The following is a 17,472-nucleotide window of genomic DNA, read 5'->3' as shown; positions in this document are numbered from 1 at the left end:
ATGAAACACGAAGTCATTGAGAAAAACGTCTTCCTGCTGATGCTGTTGATGGTCTTTGCCGTCAGCATCGGTGGTCTGACCCAGATCGTCCCGCTGTTTTTCCAGGACGTCACCAACAAGCCGGTGGAAGGTATGAAGCCTTATACCGCGCTGCAACTGGAAGGGCGTGACATCTACATCCGTGAAGGCTGCGTGCAGTGCCACTCGCAGATGATTCGTCCGTTCCGTGCCGAGACCGAACGCTATGGCCACTATTCGGTAGCTGGTGAAAGCGTCTGGGACCACCCGTTCCTGTGGGGTTCCAAGCGTACCGGTCCGGACCTGGCCCGTGTCGGCGGTCGCTACTCCGATGACTGGCACCGTGCGCACTTGTACAACCCGCGCAACGTCGTGCCTGAGTCGAAGATGCCTGCCTACCCATGGCTGGTGGCCGCTCCAGTGGACAGCAGCCATACCGAAACCAAGTTGCGCACCATGCGCACCCTGGGCGTGCCTTACACCGATGCGGATATCAGCGGTGCAGTGGAATCGATCAAGGGCAAGACCGAAATGGATGCCTTGGTTGCCTACCTGCAGGTGCTCGGCACCGCGATCAAGAACAAGAGGTAAGTGCCATGGACTTCACACTGGATATAGGCCAACTGCGCGGCCTGGGCACCTTGCTGGTGGCCATCGCCTTCATCGGCCTGTCGCTGTGGGTGTTCAACGGTCGGCGTGACCGCGAGTTTGCCGAAGCAAGCTTGCTGCCGTTTGCCGATGATCGTCTCGTACCTGCCGCCAACGAACCCGCATCGAGGAGTAACGGGCAATGACCACCTTCTGGAGTGCGTACATCTGCGTACTGACCATTGGCAGCCTGATCGGCTTGACCTGGCTGCTGCTGGCCACGCGCAAGGGCGAAAAACCCGGAGCTGGCGACCAGACCATGGGGCACAGCTTCGACGGCATCGAGGAATACGACAACCCCCTGCCCAAGTGGTGGTTCTGGCTGTTCGTAGGCACCCTGGTATTCTCGGTCGGCTACCTGATCCTGTATCCGGGCCTGGGCAACTGGAAAGGCATCCTACCGGGTTATCAAAACGGCTGGACCCAAGTCAATGAATGGCAAAAGGAAATGGACAAGGCTGACGCCAAGTTCGGACCGATCTTCGCTAAATTCGCTGCCATGCCGGTGGAAGAAGTAGCGAAAGACCCGCAAGCGTTGAAAATGGGCGGCCGTCTGTTTGCGTCCAACTGCTCGGTCTGCCACGGTTCCGATGCCAAGGGGGCCTATGGCTTCCCTAACCTCACCGACAAAGATTGGCGCTGGGGCGGCGAGCCGGAAACCATCAAGCAGTCGATCATGGGCGGCCGTCACGGCGTCATGCCGGCCTGGGCCGAGGTAATTGGTGAGCAAGGCGTTGCCGATGTTGCCGCATTTGTCTTGACCAAGCTTGATGGACGCCAACTGCCTGAGGGCACCAAGGCCGACGCCAGCAACGGCGAGAAACTCTTCGCAACCACCTGCGTGGCTTGCCACGGCCCGGAAGGCAAAGGTATGCCCGCAATGGGTGCACCTGACCTGACTCACCCTCAGGCTTTCATCTACGGTTCAAGTTTTGCCCAGCTGCAACAGACCATTCGTTATGGTCGCCAGGGGCAAATGCCTGCACAGGAAGCCATTCAGGGCAATGACAAAGTCCACCTGTTGGCGGCCTATGTCTACAGCCTGTCCCAGGATGAGCCAACCCAAAGCAATGACCTTTCTGCCAAGTAAAATCCTCGCGTAACTGAGCCTTGACTCAACCCGCCGCATCCCATTGGATGCGGCGGTTCCGTTTACGCCTTGCGACCAAGTGTCGCACCTCCCCCACCACCCCACCTTGCACCTGCCCTGATCGGAACTAAGCTTGTTGCCACGGCAACCGCCACCTGGGGTCGGTTAATTCCCTTGCCCGACTGTGGCTATTGAAGAATGCGTGAAAAGGTAGATGGGACCGGCTCAACCTCTTCATCTCAACTTCTTTGCACGAAAAAAAGATCACAGCAAGCTTGACCGATTGGACAAGAAAACATGAATAACAGTACACATATCAACCAGATAATTGTGTACACTTTGCCCGCCGAAAGCGCTCGGAACAGCGTCGGAGCGGGCTTTGGCAAAGGTCGGCACTGCAGCCATCGCGTTGCAATAACCACACGGTTTATACATACTTGCGCCGATTTTTTAACCTACAAAAACACCCAAACCGTGGAACCTTAGAATGAGCACAGCAATCAGTCCGACTGCTTATAACTATAAGGTCGTCCGCCAGTTCGCCATTATGACGGTGGTCTGGGGGATCCTTGGCATGGGGCTTGGAGTCTTCATCGCCTCGCAACTGGTATGGCCCCAGCTTAACCTGGACCTGCCATGGACGAGCTTTGGACGCCTTCGCCCACTGCACACCAACCTGGTGATTTTCGCCTTCGGTGGCTGTGCGCTGTTTGCCACCTCCTACTATGTCGTGCAGCGTACCTGCCAGGCGCGACTGATCTCCGATAGCCTAGCGGCCTTCACCTTCTGGGGTTGGCAAGCGGTCATCGTGGGTGCGCTCATCACCTTGCCCCTGGGTTACACCACGACCAAGGAATACGCCGAGCTGGAATGGCCGATCGCCATTTTGCTTGCCATTGTCTGGGTTACCTACGGTGTGGTGTTCTTCGGTACCATCGTCAAACGCAAGACCAAGCACATCTATGTAGGTAACTGGTTCTACGGTGCGTTCATCGTGGTTACCGCGATGCTACATATCGTCAACCATGCGTCCCTGCCGGTCACCCTGTTCAAGTCCTATTCGGCTTATTCGGGCGCAACCGATGCAATGATTCAATGGTGGTATGGCCACAACGCGGTGGGGTTCTTCCTGACCACCGGCTTCCTCGGCATGATGTACTACTTCGTACCCAAGCAGGCCGAGCGTCCGATCTACTCATATCGCCTGTCGATCGTGCACTTCTGGGCACTGATCACTTTGTACATCTGGGCCGGTCCTCACCACCTGCACTACACCGCGCTGCCAGACTGGGCCCAGTCGCTGGGCATGGCGATGTCGATCATTCTCCTGGCACCAAGCTGGGGCGGCATGATCAACGGCATGATGACCCTGTCGGGCGCCTGGCATAAGCTGCGCACCGACCCGATCCTGCGCTTCCTCGTGGTTTCGCTGGCGTTCTACGGCATGTCGACCTTCGAAGGTCCGATGATGGCGATCAAGACCGTCAACTCGCTGTCGCACTACACCGACTGGACCGTAGGGCACGTACACGCCGGCGCTCTTGGTTGGGTAGCGATGATCTCGATCGGTGCGCTGTACCACATGATCCCGAAAGTCTACGGTCGCGAGCAGATGCACAGCATTGGCCTGATCAACGCGCACTTCTGGCTGGCTACCATCGGTACCGTGCTGTACATCTCCTCGATGTGGGTAAACGGCATCACCCAGGGCCTGATGTGGCGTGCAATCAACGACGACGGCACCCTCACCTATTCCTTCGTTGAAGCCCTGCAGGCCAGCCATCCAGGCTTTATCGTCCGCGCCTTGGGCGGTGCGTTCTTCGCCTCCGGCATGTTGCTGATGGCCTACAACGTGTTCCGTACCGTCCGTGCCTCGAAGCCGGCCGAAGCTGAAGCTGCTGCACAGATCGCTGTAGTTGGAGCCCACTGATGAAGCACGAAGTAGTCGAGAAGAATATCGGCCTGCTGGCCTTCTTCATGGTCATTGCCGTCAGTATTGGCGGCCTGACCCAGATCGTCCCGCTGTTTTTCCAGGACGTCACCAACAAGCCGGTCGAGGGCATGAAGCCGCGCACTGCACTTGAACTGGAAGGCCGTGACATTTACATCCGCGAAGGTTGCGTACAGTGCCACTCGCAGATGATTCGTCCGTTCCGCGCCGAAACCGAACGCTACGGCCACTACTCGGTCGCCGGTGAAAGCGTCTGGGATCACCCGTTCCTGTGGGGCTCCAAGCGTACCGGCCCGGACCTGGCCCGTGTCGGCGGTCGCTACTCCGACGACTGGCACCGTGCGCACTTGTACAACCCGCGCAACGTCGTACCTGAGTCGAAGATGCCTGCCTACCCATGGCTGGTAGAGAACAAGCTCGACGGCAAAGACACGATCAAGAAGATGGAAGTCTTGCGCACCCTTGGCACACCGTACACCGATGAAGACATCGCCGGTGCCCGCGACGCGGTCAAGGGCAAGACTGAAATGGACGCTCTGGTGGCCTACCTGCAAGGCCTGGGCACCATCATCAAAAGCAAACGGTGATATTGATGGATATCGGGATGATTCGTGGCCTGGGCACCGTCGTGGTGATGGTGGCCTTTATCGGCCTAGCGTTGTGGGTGTTCAGTTCTCGGCGCAAGTCTGAGTTCGACGAAGCGACCATGCTGCCCTTCGCGGATGATCCCGAAGCCAGCAAGCACGTCGAGCAAGCGCAAGCGAAAGCGTCTAGGAGTAACAACGAATGACTACCTTCTGGAGTCTGTACGTCACCGTTTTGAGTCTGGGCACCATTTTTGCCCTGACCTGGCTGCTGCTGTCCACCCGCAAGGGCCAGCGCAGCGATATCACCGATGAAACCGTGGGCCACGTCTACGACGGTATTGAGGAATACGACAACCCGCTGCCGCAGTGGTGGTTCTGGTTGTTCGTCGGCACTATCGTTTTCGCGCTGGGCTATCTGGTGCTGTACCCGGGCCTGGGCAACTGGAAAGGTGTATTGCCGGGCTACCAGTACGTAGATAACGAGAAAAAGACCGAATTCGCCAACGGTCAGCCAGGCTGGACCGGTGTTCACGAATGGGAAAAGGAAATGGCCCGCTCGGACGCCAAGTTTGGTCCGATCTTCGCCAAGTTTGCCTCGATGCCAATTGAAGAAGTCGCCAAGGACCCACAAGCCTTGAAGATGGGCGGCCGCTTGTTTGCCTCCAACTGCTCGGTTTGCCACGGCTCCGACGCCAAGGGTTCCTACGGCTTCCCTAACCTGACCGACAATGACTGGCGCTGGGGCGGCGAGCCCGAGACCATCAAGGCCACCATCATGGGCGGTCGTCATGGCGTGATGCCGGCTTGGTCGGAAGTCATTGGTGAGCAAGGCGTTGCCGACGTTGCCGCGTTTGTACTGACCAACCTCGATGGCCGCAAGCTGCCAGAGGGTGCAAAAGCTGACGTAGCCAATGGCCAGAAGATCTTCGCTGCCAACTGCGTGGCTTGCCACGGCCCAGAAGGCAAAGGTACTCCAGCGATGGGCGCGCCTAACCTGACTCACCCGCAAGCCTTCATCTACGGTTCAAGCTTCGCCCAACTGCAGCAGACCATCCGTTACGGCCGCCAGGGCCAGATGCCTGCACAGGAAGCGATTCAGGGTAACGACAAGGTCCACCTGCTGGCCGCCTATGTCTACAGCCTGTCACACCAGGCTGAAAAGACTGCCGACGCGAAGTAATTCGTACGGCAAGCCCGAAGCCCTGCACGTGCAAACGGCGGGGCTTTTTTTATAGCAACTGAGGCGGTCGTAAGCCCGCGCGCCGTGGGCTTGACCCAGATCAATTGACACACCCACTACACTAAACATCAGGCAAACCCAACGCGGCTAAAGGTCGCAGCCATGCCCCATACTGCCACTACAGGCGTATCATCCGGTCTAGAGCAGCATAAACTTCTGACTGCGGTCGGCACGCACTGATCGCGGCGTAATTCCACTGCCGTGGGACTCAATGATGAGCAAGCAGATTCCAGTACATGATGTCACCCCGCCTGCCAATAAAGACAAGAACAGCGTCGATCTCTACGCCGCTCGGGAAAAAATCTATACCCGGGCCTTTACCGGTATTTTCCGTAACCTGCGCATGGTCGGCGGCGCCGTCCTGTTCCTCCTGTACTTCGGCACGGTGTGGCTGAATTGGGGTGAACACCAGGCAGTCTGGTGGAACCTTCCAGAGCGTAAGTTCTACATCTTTGGCGCCACCATTTGGCCCCAGGACTTCATCCTGCTTTCCGGCTTGTTGATCGTTGCAGCCTTCGGTCTGTTTTTTATCACCGTATTCGCCGGTCGTGTCTGGTGCGGTTATACCTGCCCGCAAAGTGTCTGGACGTGGATTTTCATGTGGTGCGAAAAGGTCACTGAAGGTGACCGCAACCAGCGCATGAAGCTCGACAAAGCACCCATGAGCGGCAATAAATTCCTGCGCAAGCTGGCCAAGCACAGCCTATGGCTGCTGATCGGCTTTGTGACCGGCATGACCTTCGTCGGCTACTTCTCACCGATTCGCGAACTGGTAGTGGAGTTCTTTACCGGCCAGGCCGATGGCTGGGCTTATTTCTGGGTCGGCTTCTTTACCTTGGCTACCTACGGCAATGCCGGCTGGCTACGCGAACAGGTGTGCATCTACATGTGCCCTTATGCGCGTTTCCAGAGTGTGATGTTCGACAAGGACACCCTGATCGTTTCCTACGACCCCCGTCGTGGTGAAACCCGCGGTCCGCGCAAAAAGGACATCGACTACAAGGCCAAGGGCCTGGGTGATTGCATCGACTGCACAATGTGTGTCCAGGTTTGTCCGACCGGCATCGACATTCGCGATGGTTTGCAGATCGAATGCATTGGCTGCGCCGCTTGCATCGATGCCTGCGACACCATCATGGACAAGATGAACTACCCCAAAGGTTTGATCAGCTATACCACCGAGCACAACCTTTCCGGGCAGAAAACCCATATGCTGCGCCCGCGCCTGATCGGCTATGCGTTGGTCTTGCTGGCTATGATCGGCCTGCTCGCCAGTGCCTTCGTGATGCGCTCGCTGGTAGGCTTCGACGTCAGTAAAGACCGCGTCCTGTACCGCGAAAATGCCCAGGGCTGGATCGAAAACGTCTACAGCCTGAAAGTGATGAATAAAGACCAGCAAGATCACGTGTATGTGCTTGAAGCTGCCGGTCTGCCGGACCTCAAGCTCGATGGTGCGAAGGAAATCCGTGTAGCGGCCGGTGACATTGTCAGCTTGCCGGTACAACTGTCGATGGCCCCGGAAAAACTGCCTTCCAGTACCAACGAAGTTACCTTCATCCTCAGGGACGCCGATGACAGCGCCACCCAGGTTGAAGCCAAGAGCCGATTCATTGGCCCACAAATTAGATAAGAGACTGCCTTTATGCCTTCCGCTACCGCCGCAAGCCCTTGGTACAAGCATCTTTGGCCGTGGATCATCATCGGGGTGCTGGCCACCTCGGTGACCCTGAGCCTGACCATGGTGACTATCGCGGTGAACAATCCGGATAACCTGGTCAACGACAACTACTACGAGGCTGGCAAAGGCATCAACCGCGCATTGGACCGCGAGCTGCTGGCCCAGACCCTGAACCTCAAGGCCAGCGTGCACCTCGATGAGTTGACCGGCGAAGTCGAGTTGCGCCTCACTGGCGACAGCCTGCCGAAAACCCTTGAGCTGAACCTGATCTCGCCGACCCAACCGGAAAAGGACCGTAAAATCGTCCTGACCCAGAGCGAAAGCGAGACAGGCCGCTACATTGGTCAACTCAACGACAAAGTAGAAGGACGTCGCTTCGTCGAACTGCTCGGCAGCCAGGATGAGCATGTATGGCGCCTGTTCGAAGAAGAACAAGTCGGTCACGACAAAACCCTGCAGCTGGGCGACGAAGCGCTGCAAGGGGCTGAACACCTCGAAAAATAAGTCGTCCCTGATCGCGGGGCACGCCCGCTCCAACAGTCCCGCGATCAGAGTCACCCAAGACCTTGCGATAGATTGCCATGACCAGCCCCACGCCGTGCTACCACTGCGCCCTGCCCGTTCCCGCCGGCAGCCATTTCACCGCCGTGGTACTCGGCCAGGTCCGCGAGTTTTGCTGCCCCGGCTGCCAGGCCGTGGCCGAAGCCATTGTCGCGGGCAACCTGGAGAGCTATTACCAGCACCGCAGTGAAGCCAGCGCCAACCCCGAAGCGCTGCCCCAGCAACTGGTCGACGAACTGGCCCTGTATGACCGAGCCGACGTGCAGAAGCCCTTCGTTCGCCACAGCGGTGAGCTGGCCGAAACCACTTTACTGATCGAGGGCATAAGTTGCGCGGCGTGCGGCTGGCTGATCGAAAAACACCTGCGCAGCCTGCCTGGGGTGGCCGAAGCCCGGCTTAACCTGTCCAACCACCGCCTTCACGTGAACTGGGCCGACAGCCAACTGCCGCTGTCCAAGCTATTGGCAGAGTTGCGCCACATCGGTTACGCGGCCCACCCCTATCAAGCCGACCGCGCAGCTGAACAACTGGCCAAAGAAAACCGCACAGCCTTGCGCCAACTCGGCGTGGCCGGTCTGTTGTGGTTCCAGGCCATGATGGCGACCATGGCCACCTGGCCGGAATTCAACATCGACCTCAGCCCGGAACTGCATACCATCCTGCGCTGGGTCGCGCTGTTCCTCACCACCCCGATCGTTTTCTATAGCTGCGCACCCTTCTTCCGTGGCGCCGCCCGTGACTTGCGCACGCGCCACCTGACCATGGATGTATCGGTATCGCTGGCCATCGGCCTCGCCTATGGCGCAGGTATCTGGACCGCGATCACCGGCAGCGGCGAACTGTACTTCGATGCGGTGGGCATGTTTGCGCTGTTCCTGCTGGCAGGGCGCTACCTGGAGCGCCGTGCACGTGAGCGCACCGCCGCGGCCACGGCGCAACTGGTTAACCTGTTGCCGGCTTCATGCCTGCGCCTCGGCGCGGCGGGCCAGAGCGAGCGAATCCTGCTTCGAGAACTGCAACTGGGTGACAGCGTGCTAATCCAGCCCGGCCACGTGGTGCCCGCCGATGGGCGGATCGTCAGCGGCCAATCCAGTGTCGATGAATCGCTGCTGACCGGTGAATACCTGCCACAGCCCCGCCAACCGGGCGACGCTGTAACAGCCGGCACACTCAACGTCGAAAGCGCGCTGACTGTCGAAGTCCTGGCCCTAGGCCAGGACACGCGACTGTCCGCCATCGTCCGCTTGCTGGAGCGCGCACAATCGGAAAAACCGCGCCTGGCTGAAATCGCTGACCGCGCCTCGCAGTGGTTCCTGTTGTTCTCCCTGGTTGCGTCTGCCGCGATCGGCCTACTGTGGTGGGAGCTGGACCCATCACGTGCGTTCTGGATTGTCCTGGCCATGCTGGTCGCCACGTGCCCATGCGCACTGTCTCTGGCCACCCCGACTGCACTCACCGCCGCCACCGGCACGTTGCACAAGCTCGGCCTGCTGCTGACCCGCGGCCATGTGCTTGAAGGCCTGAACCAGATCGACACGGTGATCTTCGACAAGACCGGCACACTTACCGAAGGTCGTTTGACCTTGCGCGCCATTCGCCCGCTGGCCAGCAGCGATGCCGATCAGTGCCTGATGCTCGCCGCGGCGCTGGAGAATCGCTCCGAGCACCCGATTGCTCGCGCATTTGGCCGTGCCAGCGTTGCCGCCGAAGAGGTTCAGGCCGAACCTGGTCTGGGGCTCGAAGGCTTGGTTCAAGGCCAGCGCCTGCGCATCGGCGAACCCGGGTTTGTCTGCGCCCTGAGCGCAGCCCCGGTTCCGCCGATGCCTGCCGAGCCCGGGCAATGGTTGCTACTCGGCAACAGCCAGGGCCCATTGGCCTGGCTGGTGCTTGATGACCGCCTGCGCAGTGACGCTGCCGACCTGCTCGCAGCATGCCGCGCCCGTGGCTGGCAAACCTTGTTGCTGTCTGGCGACAGTTCGCCGATGGTGCAAAGCGTCGCCGCCGAACTACAGATCGACGAGGCCATTGGCGGCCTGCGCCCTGATGACAAGCTGGAAAAGCTCAAGGCCCTGCAACAGCAGGGACGCAAAGTGCTGATGCTCGGCGACGGCGTCAACGATGTGCCCGTGCTCGCTGCTGCGGATATCAGTATTGCCATGGGCTCGGCCACTGACCTGGCCAAGACCAGCGCCGACGCCGTGCTGTTGTCCAACCGCCTCGACGCGCTGGTCCAGGCCTTCAGCCTGGCGCGCCGCACACGCCGGATCATTATCGAGAACCTGCTCTGGGCAGCGCTGTATAATGGCCTGATGTTGCCCTTTGCAGCCCTGGGGTGGATCACACCGATATGGGCGGCCGTGGGCATGTCGGTCAGTTCGCTGATCGTAGTACTCAACGCGCTGCGCCTTACCCGTATCAGCGATCCCGTAGCCGCCGACGCAGCGGCCCGCGACTCACACCCGGCCACGGCCTGATCAGGAGCCTCCATGCCTGCGTTATATGTAATGATTCCGGCCGCGTTGCTGATCGTCGCCATTGCTGTGTTCATTTTCTTCTGGGCGGTGGACAGCGGTCAGTACGACGACCTCGACGGCCCGGCACACAGCATCCTGTTCGACGACCAGGACCCGCAGCACACTGCAGCCATGGACGAAGCCGACGACAAGAAACCCAAAGACGGCGCGCCTCCTCGTGCTTGAGCTGCTCCCTCTGCTCAGCTCGGCACTGATCCTCGGCCTGTTGGGTGGTGGCCACTGCCTGGGTATGTGCGGTGGCTTGATGGGCGCCCTGACCCTGGCCATTCCCAAGGAACAGCGCAGCAGCCGCTTTCGCTTGCTACTGGCCTATAACCTCGGCCGCATCTTGAGCTACGCCCTGGCCGGCCTGTTGCTCGGGCTGGCCGGTTGGGCCGTAGCCAACAGTCCGGTTGCCGTTGCCATGCGCGTGGTAGCGGCACTACTGCTGATCAGCATGGGTTTGTACCTGGCCGGCTGGTGGAGCGGTCTAACCCGTATTGAAAGCCTGGGACGCGGCCTGTGGCGACATATTCAGCCCGTGGCCAACCGGCTGCTACCGGTTTCCAGCCTGCCCCGCGCCCTGCTACTTGGCGCCCTGTGGGGCTGGCTGCCCTGCGGCCTGGTCTACAGCACGCTGCTATGGGCAGCGAGTCAGGGCAATGCCGGCAACAGTGCCCTGTTGATGCTGGCCTTTGGTCTTGGCACCTGGCCGGTGTTGCTTGCCACAGGCCTTGCCGCCGAACGCACCAATGCCCTGCTGCGCAAACGTGGCGTGCGTGTCGCTGGAGGCTTGCTGGTGATTATGTTTGGTCTCTGGACCTTGCCCGGCCCGCACCAGCACTGGCTTATGGGTCACTGACACACCTGCCAGAAGCAAACAAAAACGCCGTTGATGCAAATCAAGACGGCATATTCACCACCCCCTAGACTTCGCCCATTGCTGCCTATTCTGGGGATTGCCCACATGCTCGACGCACTCCGTTGGGACTCCGACCTGATCCGTCGCTACGACCTGTCCGGTCCACGCTACACCTCGTATCCGACCGCAGTGCAACTGCACAGCGAAGTCGGCTCCTTCGATTTGCTGCACGCTCTGCGAGACAGCCGCCGTGCGGTACGCCCGTTGTCGCTGTATGTGCATGTGCCGTTCTGCGCCAATATTTGCTACTACTGTGCCTGCAACAAAGTCATCACCAAGGATCGCGCTCGCGCCCAGCCTTATCTGCAGCGCCTGGAGCAGGAAATCCAGCTGATCGCCTGCCACCTGGACCCCAAGCAGACTGTCGAACAGCTGCATTTTGGTGGCGGTACGCCAACTTTTCTAAGCCACGTTGAATTACGTCAACTGATGGCTCACTTGCGCCAGCATTTCAACCTGCTGGACGACGACTCCGGTGACTATGGCATCGAGATCGACCCGCGAGAGGCCGACTGGCCAACCATGGGTCTGTTGCGAGAGTTGGGCTTCAATCGTGTCAGCCTTGGTGTCCAGGACCTGGATCCCGCGGTACAGCGCGCCATCAATCGCTTGCAAACCCTGGAGCAGACTCGGGCGATCGTCGAGGCCGCGCGCACGCTGCAATTTCGTTCGATCAATGTCGACCTGATCTATGGCCTGCCCAAACAGACGCCGGAAGGTTTCGCGCGCACCGTCGATGAAATCATCAAATTGCAACCGGACAGGCTATCGGTGTTCAACTATGCGCACTTGCCGGAACGCTTCATGCCCCAGCGGCGCATCGACAGCAATGACTTGCCAAGCCCCGCCACTAAGCTTGAGATGCTGCACAACACCATCGAGCAGCTGACAGCAGCAGGTTACCGCTACATCGGCATGGACCACTTCGCACTACCTGATGACGAACTGGCCATCGCCCAGGAAGAATCGACCCTTCAGCGCAACTTCCAGGGTTACACCACCCACGGTCACTGCGACCTGATCGGCCTTGGCGTGTCTGCCATCAGCCAGATCGGCGAGCTGTACTGCCAGAACACCAGCGACCTGAATAATTATCAGGACACACTGTCGACGGCTCAGCTGGCCACCAGTCGTGGGCTGCTCTGCACGAGCGATGATCGCGTGCGCCGCGCAGTGATCCAACAGTTGATCTGCCATTTCGAATTGGACTTCGAAACCATCGAACAGCAATTCACCATCGACTTTCGCGGTTACTTCAAGGACCAATGGCCCGCGCTGCAAGCCATGCACAACGATGGCCTGATCAGCCTCAGCAACCAGGGCATCGAGGTACGTCCGGCCGGACGCCTGCTCGTACGCTCGGTGTGCATGGTGTTCGACGCCTACCTCGGCATGCACAACCAACAGCGTTTTTCCCGGGTGATCTGACGGTTCAAATGCGGGTACTGTTTACAGTAATACTTGTTAAGCACACTATTGTTCAGAGTGAGGTCGGACGATACGCCGCACCTCAACCAGCCCACCTTACCCAGGCGCGGGCTGGCCGAAACCCCATGCCCTGAGTTACCCTTACGGCTTATGTGTGCTTTACACCAAGGAATGAAGAAATGTCCGAGCCAGTCAAACTGCGCCCTCATAACCAGGCCCATTGCAAGGATTGCAGCCTGGCGCCTCTATGCCTGCCATTGTCATTGAACATGGAAGATATGGACGCACTGGATGAAATCGTCAAACGCGGGCGTCCGCTGAAAAAAGGCGAGTTTCTGTTCCGCCAGGGTGACAATTTCGCTTCGGTCTATGCAGTGCGTTCCGGCGCCCTGAAAACCTTCAGCCTCAGTGACAGCGGTGAAGAACAAATCACCGGTTTTCACCTGCCAAGCGAGCTGGTCGGCCTGTCCGGCATGGACACCGAAGCCTACCCGGTGTCGGCCCAGGCCCAGGAAACCACTTCGGTCTGTGAAATCCCCTTCGAGCGCCTCGACGAACTGTCGGTGCAGCTACCACAACTGCGTCGTCAGCTGATGCGGGTGATGAGCCGCGAAATTCGCGATGATCAGCAAATGATGCTGCTATTGTCGAAGAAAACCGCGGACGAGCGCATCGCGACGTTCCTGGTCAACCTGTCCGCACGCTTCCGTGCGCGTGGCTATTCGGCCAACCAGTTCCGCCTGAGCATGTCGCGCAACGAAATCGGCAACTACCTGGGCCTGGCCGTGGAAACGGTTTCACGCGTTTTCACCCGTTTCCAGCAAAACGGCCTGATCGCCGCCGAAGGCAAGGAAATCCACATTCTTGATCCGATCCAGCTGTGTGCGCTGGCCGGCGGCGCTATAGAGAGCTGAGCCCGCAGGATAAAGGTATACTGGCGGGTATTCGTTTCTCAGGACACCCGCCCCCATGCACAGCGACACTTTCGACCTCAAAGCCCTTATCCGCCCGGTTCCCGACTTTCCGAAAGCCGGTGTAATCTTCCGAGACATCACCCCGCTGTTCCAGTCGCCACGGGGCCTGCGTCATGTGGCCGACGCCTTCATCGAACGTTATGTCGAGGCTGAATTCAGCCATATCGGGGCCATGGATGCGCGCGGTTTTCTGATCGGCTCGATCATTGCCCACCAACTGAACAAGCCACTGATTCTGTTCCGCAAACAGGGCAAGCTGCCGGCCGATGTCCTTGCCGAAGGCTACCAGACCGAATACGGCGAAGCATTCCTGGAAGTGCATGCAGACAGCTTGTGCGAAGGCGACTCGGTGCTGGTTTTCGACGACCTGATCGCCACTGGCGGCACCTTGCTGGCAGCCACCAATCTGGTGCGCCGCATGGGCGCACAAGTGTTCGAAGCGGCGGCAATTATTGACCTGCCCGAGCTGGAAGGCTCCCAGCGCCTGAACGCTGCAGGCGTGCCGACCTTCTGCCTGACCGAATTCTCGCTGAGCGAGCGGTAATCCTTTAGAGCGCATCGTCAGGCAAGCTCGCTCCCATCGCTTGGACCACCGGCAGAGGGAGCGGGATTGACCCGCAATCAATAACTGCAGCTCACAACGAAATCGGCTTACGCCCGGCAAATGAATGCGCCAGCGTACCGCCATCCACCAATTCCAGCTCGCCACCCAATGGCACGCCGTGGGCAATGCGCGAAGCCACAAGCCCCTTGTCGGCCAGCAACTGGGCGATGTAATGAGCAGTCGCCTCGCCTTCCACCGTCGGGTTGGTGGCCAGGATGACCTCAGTAAAGGCGCTTTGCTGCTCGATTCGCGCCATCAGCTGCGGAATGCCGATGGCCTCGGGCCCCAGGCCATCTAGCGGTGACAAGTGCCCCTTGAGCACAAAGTAACGACCGCGATAGCCGGTCTGCTCTACCGCATAGACATCCATCGGCCCCTCAACCACGCACAGCAGCGTATCGTCGCGGCGCGGATCAGCACATTGCGGGCACAGCTCTTGCTCGGTCAGGGTTCGGCATTGACGGCAATGGCCAACCCCTTCCATGGCCTGGCTTAGCGCCTGGGCCAGGCGCAGACCGCCGCTGCGGTCGCGCTCAAGCAATTGCAGAGCCATGCGCTGAGCGGTTTTCTGGCCGACACCGGGCAAGGTGCGCAAGGCATCGATCAATTGGCGAATCAGTGGGCTGAAGCTCATGGTGGTTAGCCTGAAATTTCAAAAAAGCGGGAAAAACGACGATGGGAGCAACGACCCTACAGTCGCGCTCCCACCGAAGGTACTACAGGTATCGACTCAGAATGGCATCTTGAAGCCAGGTGGCAACTGCATGCCAGCAGTCATGCCGCCCATTTTTTCCTGACTGTTCTGCTCGACCTTGCGCACGGCGTCGTTGACGGCGGCAGCGATCAGGTCTTCCAGGACTTCTTTGTCTTCTTGCATCAGGCTGTCATCCAGGCTGATGCGCTTGACGTCGTGACGACCGGTCATCACCACACTCACCAGGCCAGCGCCCGATTGGCCGGTCACTTCGGCATTGGCCAGTTCTTCCTGCATCTTGGCCATTTTTTCCTGCATCTGCTGAGCCTGCTTCATCAGGCCGGCCATGCCACCTTTCATCATGGGGATCACCTCAAATTTAGACTTACGGGGTGCGGCGCGGGCTCGGCCCGGGCCACTTGTGTCATTCGGTCATTCGCCCTGGGTTACCGGGGCGTCTACAGGTTCAATGGTATCGTGTCGAACCATTGCACCAAACTGCTTGATCATCTGCTGGATGAGCGGATCAGCGTCAATCGACGCCTCTGCTTCTCCCTGGCGCTCTGCACGCTTGCGCGCTGCCGCCTGAGCGGGGGTTTCCTGCTCCGGGCGGATCAATTCGATAGACAGCTTCAGCGCACGCCCGAAATGCTGGTTCAGGGCGTCGTTCAAGCGGCGCTGCTGGGTAGCGTTGAACAGGGCACTGTGGGCCGGGTCCAGGTGCAGCAGCCAATCATCGCCTTCGGCGGCGATCAACGTACAGTTGGCGGCGATACTGCCGGTCATCCCGGAAATCGGCAACTGCGGGAATAATTCCAGCCATTGCAACGCCAGGCCAGTGGCCGGCATGGCTGCCGGCAGGGGTTCGGGGGCAACGGCCGGGGTGTCCTCATGGACATGCTCGATAGCCAGCTCGTCCAGATAGCTGTAACTTGCCGGATCCATCTCCGGCTCGTAGTAATCTTCGTCCAGCGGCGGCTCGTCGTCACGATCCATACCTGCCGGGCTGTAGCCGATATGGTCGTTGTGAGGCGGCTCGTCCTGACGGGCATCAGGCTGTACCGGCGCTGGCGCTGGTTCAGGCTGCGGGGGTTCGACTGCCGGCTCGGGAGCAGCAGGCGCAGCTTCGGCCTCAACCGACGTAGCATCGTCCCAAGGCAGATCGACTACCGGCTCAGGCACCTCTTCTTCGGTTTCGACCACAGCGGGCTCGGCCTCAGGTACAGGCTCGGCAACAGGTAGCGACTGCGCAACTGCAGGAACAGGCTCGACAACCGCTGTAGGCGTCACCACAGGCGCAACTGCGCTAGGTGCTGCCACCGCTCTTGCCGAATCAGCTGTGGCCTGGCTGATCCCCACCGGCTTTAGTACCGGGGTCGGCGCATCATCGGTATCGGCCGGACGGAACGCCAGCATGCGCAACAGGACCATTTCGAAGCCACTGCGCGGTTCGGGTGCCAATGGCAGGTCTCGACGACCGATCAGCCCCATCTGATAGTAGAACTGGACATCCTCGGCCGGCAGCGCCTGCGCCAGGGCCAGTACCCGGTCACGATCACCCTGGCCGTTGTTGACCGCTTCAGGCAGCGCCTGGGCAATAGCGACGCGATGCAGCACATTGAGCATCTCGGCCAGCACCCCACTCCAGTCCGGCCCTTGCTCGGCCAGATGACGCACCGCTTCAAGCAGGGCCCGCGCATCACCTTCAAGCAGCGCCTGCAGTACGCCATAAACCTGCCCATGATCGAGCGTACCGAGCATGGCCCGCACATCGGCGGCCAATACTTTGCCTTCGCCGAAGGCAATAGCCTGATCGGTGAGACTCATGGCATCGCGCATCGAGCCATCAGCCGCACGGCCCAGCAGCCACAATGCATCATATTCGAAAGGTACGTTTTCGGCGCCCAGCACATGGCTCAAGTGCTCGACCACACGCTCTGGCGTCATGTTCTTCAGCGAAAACTGCAAGCACCGCGAAAGAATAGTAGCCGGCAGCTTCTGCGGATCGGTGGTGGCGAGAATGAACTTAACGTAAGGCGGCGGCTCTTCCAGGGTCTTGAGCAAGGCGTTGAACGAGTGGCTGGAGAGCATGTGCACTTCGTCGATCAGGTAGACCTTGAAGCGACCACGGCTCGGTGCGTACTGCACGTTATCAAGCAGCTCGCGGGTATCCTCGACCTTGGTACGGCTGGCGGCGTCGATTTCGATCAGATCGACAAAGCGACCCTCATCGATCTCCCGGCATACCGAACAGGTGCCACATGGCGTGGAGGTGATCCCGGTTTCACAGTTCAGGCACTTGGCGATAATTCGCGCAATCGTGGTCTTGCCCACGCCTCGGGTACCGGTAAACAAGTAGGCGTGGTGCAGGCGCTGGTTGTCCAGCGCGTTGATCAAGGCCTTGAGCACATGGGTCTGGCCGACCATTTCGCGGAACGAGCGCGGACGCCATTTACGTGCAAGAACCTGATAACTCATCGAAAACCGTCAAATAGCTAGATCAAAGACCGCTAATCCTAGCGGAGCAGCCCTGAAATTGCATCCGCTATGCGGCCTAACGTATA

18 protein-coding genes are annotated in these 17,472 nt (G+C 59.5%); 15 read left to right on the top strand and 3 right to left on the bottom strand.

The genetic code is table 11. The features are described 5' to 3' along the window. The 15 genes from ccoO (H8F21_RS26675) (at nt 1) to H8F21_RS26605 (ending at nt 14,154) form a co-directional block, all read left to right on the top strand. Entirely contained in the window at nt 1-609 is a 609-nt protein-coding gene (gene ccoO, locus H8F21_RS26675) for a cytochrome-c oxidase, cbb3-type subunit II (RefSeq protein ID WP_203481719.1), read from the top strand. A gap of 5 nt (nt 610-614) precedes the next feature. Then, on the top strand, nt 615-812 hold the full coding sequence (locus H8F21_RS26670; protein WP_136477421.1) for a cbb3-type cytochrome oxidase subunit 3: 198 nt from the start codon (nt 615-617) through the stop codon (nt 810-812). Next, a complete protein-coding gene (gene ccoP, locus H8F21_RS26665) occupies nt 809-1,756 on the top strand; it encodes a cytochrome-c oxidase, cbb3-type subunit III (RefSeq protein ID WP_203481717.1) in 948 nt (315 codons plus the stop codon). The genes H8F21_RS26670 and ccoP (H8F21_RS26665) overlap by 4 nt, the downstream gene beginning before the upstream one ends. Before the next feature lie 487 nt (nt 1,757-2,243). Then, complete coding sequence (gene ccoN, locus H8F21_RS26660; RefSeq protein WP_136477423.1) at nt 2,244-3,686, top strand: cytochrome-c oxidase, cbb3-type subunit I; 1,443 nt, start codon at nt 2,244-2,246, stop codon at nt 3,684-3,686. Next, complete coding sequence (ccoO, locus tag H8F21_RS26655; RefSeq protein WP_136477424.1) at nt 3,686-4,294, top strand: cytochrome-c oxidase, cbb3-type subunit II; 609 nt, start codon at nt 3,686-3,688, stop codon at nt 4,292-4,294. Before ccoN ends, ccoO (H8F21_RS26655) begins: the two co-directional genes overlap by 1 nt. 5 nt (nt 4,295-4,299) lie before the next feature. Further along, nucleotides 4,300-4,497, top strand: a complete 198-nt coding sequence (locus H8F21_RS26650) for a CcoQ/FixQ family Cbb3-type cytochrome c oxidase assembly chaperone (protein ID WP_010225992.1) — start codon at nt 4,300-4,302, stop codon at nt 4,495-4,497. After that, a complete protein-coding gene (gene ccoP, locus H8F21_RS26645; RefSeq protein WP_136477425.1) occupies nt 4,494-5,474 on the top strand; it encodes a cytochrome-c oxidase, cbb3-type subunit III in 981 nt (326 codons plus the stop codon). The genes H8F21_RS26650 and ccoP (H8F21_RS26645) overlap by 4 nt, the downstream gene beginning before the upstream one ends. A gap of 274 nt (nt 5,475-5,748) precedes the next feature. Further along, a complete protein-coding gene (gene ccoG / locus H8F21_RS26640; RefSeq protein WP_203481715.1) occupies nt 5,749-7,164 on the top strand; it encodes a cytochrome c oxidase accessory protein CcoG in 1,416 nt (471 codons plus the stop codon). 12 nt (nt 7,165-7,176) lie between these two features. Next, on the top strand, nt 7,177-7,716 hold the full coding sequence (locus tag H8F21_RS26635; RefSeq protein ID WP_203481713.1) for a FixH family protein: 540 nt from the start codon (nt 7,177-7,179) through the stop codon (nt 7,714-7,716). A 77-nt stretch (nt 7,717-7,793) separates the two neighbouring features. Further along, nucleotides 7,794-10,247: a heavy metal translocating P-type ATPase gene (locus tag H8F21_RS26630; protein WP_203585665.1), complete on the top strand. Its 2,454-nt coding sequence runs from the start codon at nt 7,794-7,796 to the stop codon at nt 10,245-10,247. Nucleotides 10,248-10,259: 12 nt separating this feature from the next. Further along, nucleotides 10,260-10,472, top strand: a complete 213-nt coding sequence (ccoS, locus tag H8F21_RS26625; RefSeq protein WP_203585664.1) for a cbb3-type cytochrome oxidase assembly protein CcoS — start codon at nt 10,260-10,262, stop codon at nt 10,470-10,472. Continuing rightward, a complete protein-coding gene (locus H8F21_RS26620) occupies nt 10,465-11,148 on the top strand; it encodes a sulfite exporter TauE/SafE family protein (protein ID WP_203585663.1) in 684 nt (227 codons plus the stop codon). The genes ccoS and H8F21_RS26620 overlap by 8 nt, the downstream gene beginning before the upstream one ends. A 105-nt stretch (nt 11,149-11,253) precedes the next feature. Next, nucleotides 11,254-12,636, top strand: a complete 1,383-nt coding sequence (gene hemN / locus H8F21_RS26615; protein WP_203481705.1) for an oxygen-independent coproporphyrinogen III oxidase — start codon at nt 11,254-11,256, stop codon at nt 12,634-12,636. 179 nt (nt 12,637-12,815) lie between these two features. Further along, nucleotides 12,816-13,550, top strand: a complete 735-nt coding sequence (fnrA, locus tag H8F21_RS26610) for a Crp/Fnr family transcriptional regulator FnrA (RefSeq protein ID WP_136477432.1) — start codon at nt 12,816-12,818, stop codon at nt 13,548-13,550. 55 nt (nt 13,551-13,605) lie between these two features. Further along, entirely contained in the window at nt 13,606-14,154 is a 549-nt protein-coding gene (locus H8F21_RS26605; RefSeq protein ID WP_136477433.1) for an adenine phosphoribosyltransferase, read from the top strand. 91 nt (nt 14,155-14,245) lie between these two features. Here H8F21_RS26605 and recR read toward each other — a convergent pair whose 3' ends face one another. The 3 genes from recR to dnaX form a co-directional block, all read right to left on the bottom strand. Beyond that, nucleotides 14,246-14,848 carry a recombination mediator RecR gene (gene recR, locus H8F21_RS26600; RefSeq protein WP_136477434.1) on the bottom strand — a complete coding sequence of 201 codons (603 nt, stop codon included), beginning with the start codon at nt 14,846-14,848 and terminating at the stop codon, nt 14,246-14,248. Between the two features lie 96 nt (nt 14,849-14,944). Continuing rightward, the gene (locus tag H8F21_RS26595) at nt 14,945-15,271 is read right to left on the bottom strand and encodes a YbaB/EbfC family nucleoid-associated protein (protein WP_028945400.1); all 327 of its coding nucleotides are present in this window, start codon (nt 15,269-15,271) and stop codon (nt 14,945-14,947) included. 69 nt (nt 15,272-15,340) lie between these two features. Next, nucleotides 15,341-17,386, bottom strand: a complete 2,046-nt coding sequence (gene dnaX / locus H8F21_RS26590) for a DNA polymerase III subunit gamma/tau (RefSeq protein ID WP_203585662.1) — start codon at nt 17,384-17,386, stop codon at nt 15,341-15,343. Nucleotides 17,387-17,472: the final 86 nt, after the last annotated feature.

It is taken from the genome of Pseudomonas arcuscaelestis (assembly GCF_016881005.1).
Classification (GTDB): domain Bacteria; phylum Pseudomonadota; class Gammaproteobacteria; order Pseudomonadales; family Pseudomonadaceae; genus Aquipseudomonas; species Aquipseudomonas arcuscaelestis.
Note: the sequence above shows the minus strand (reverse complement) of the source record. Positions and strands in the feature narration are given on the sequence as shown.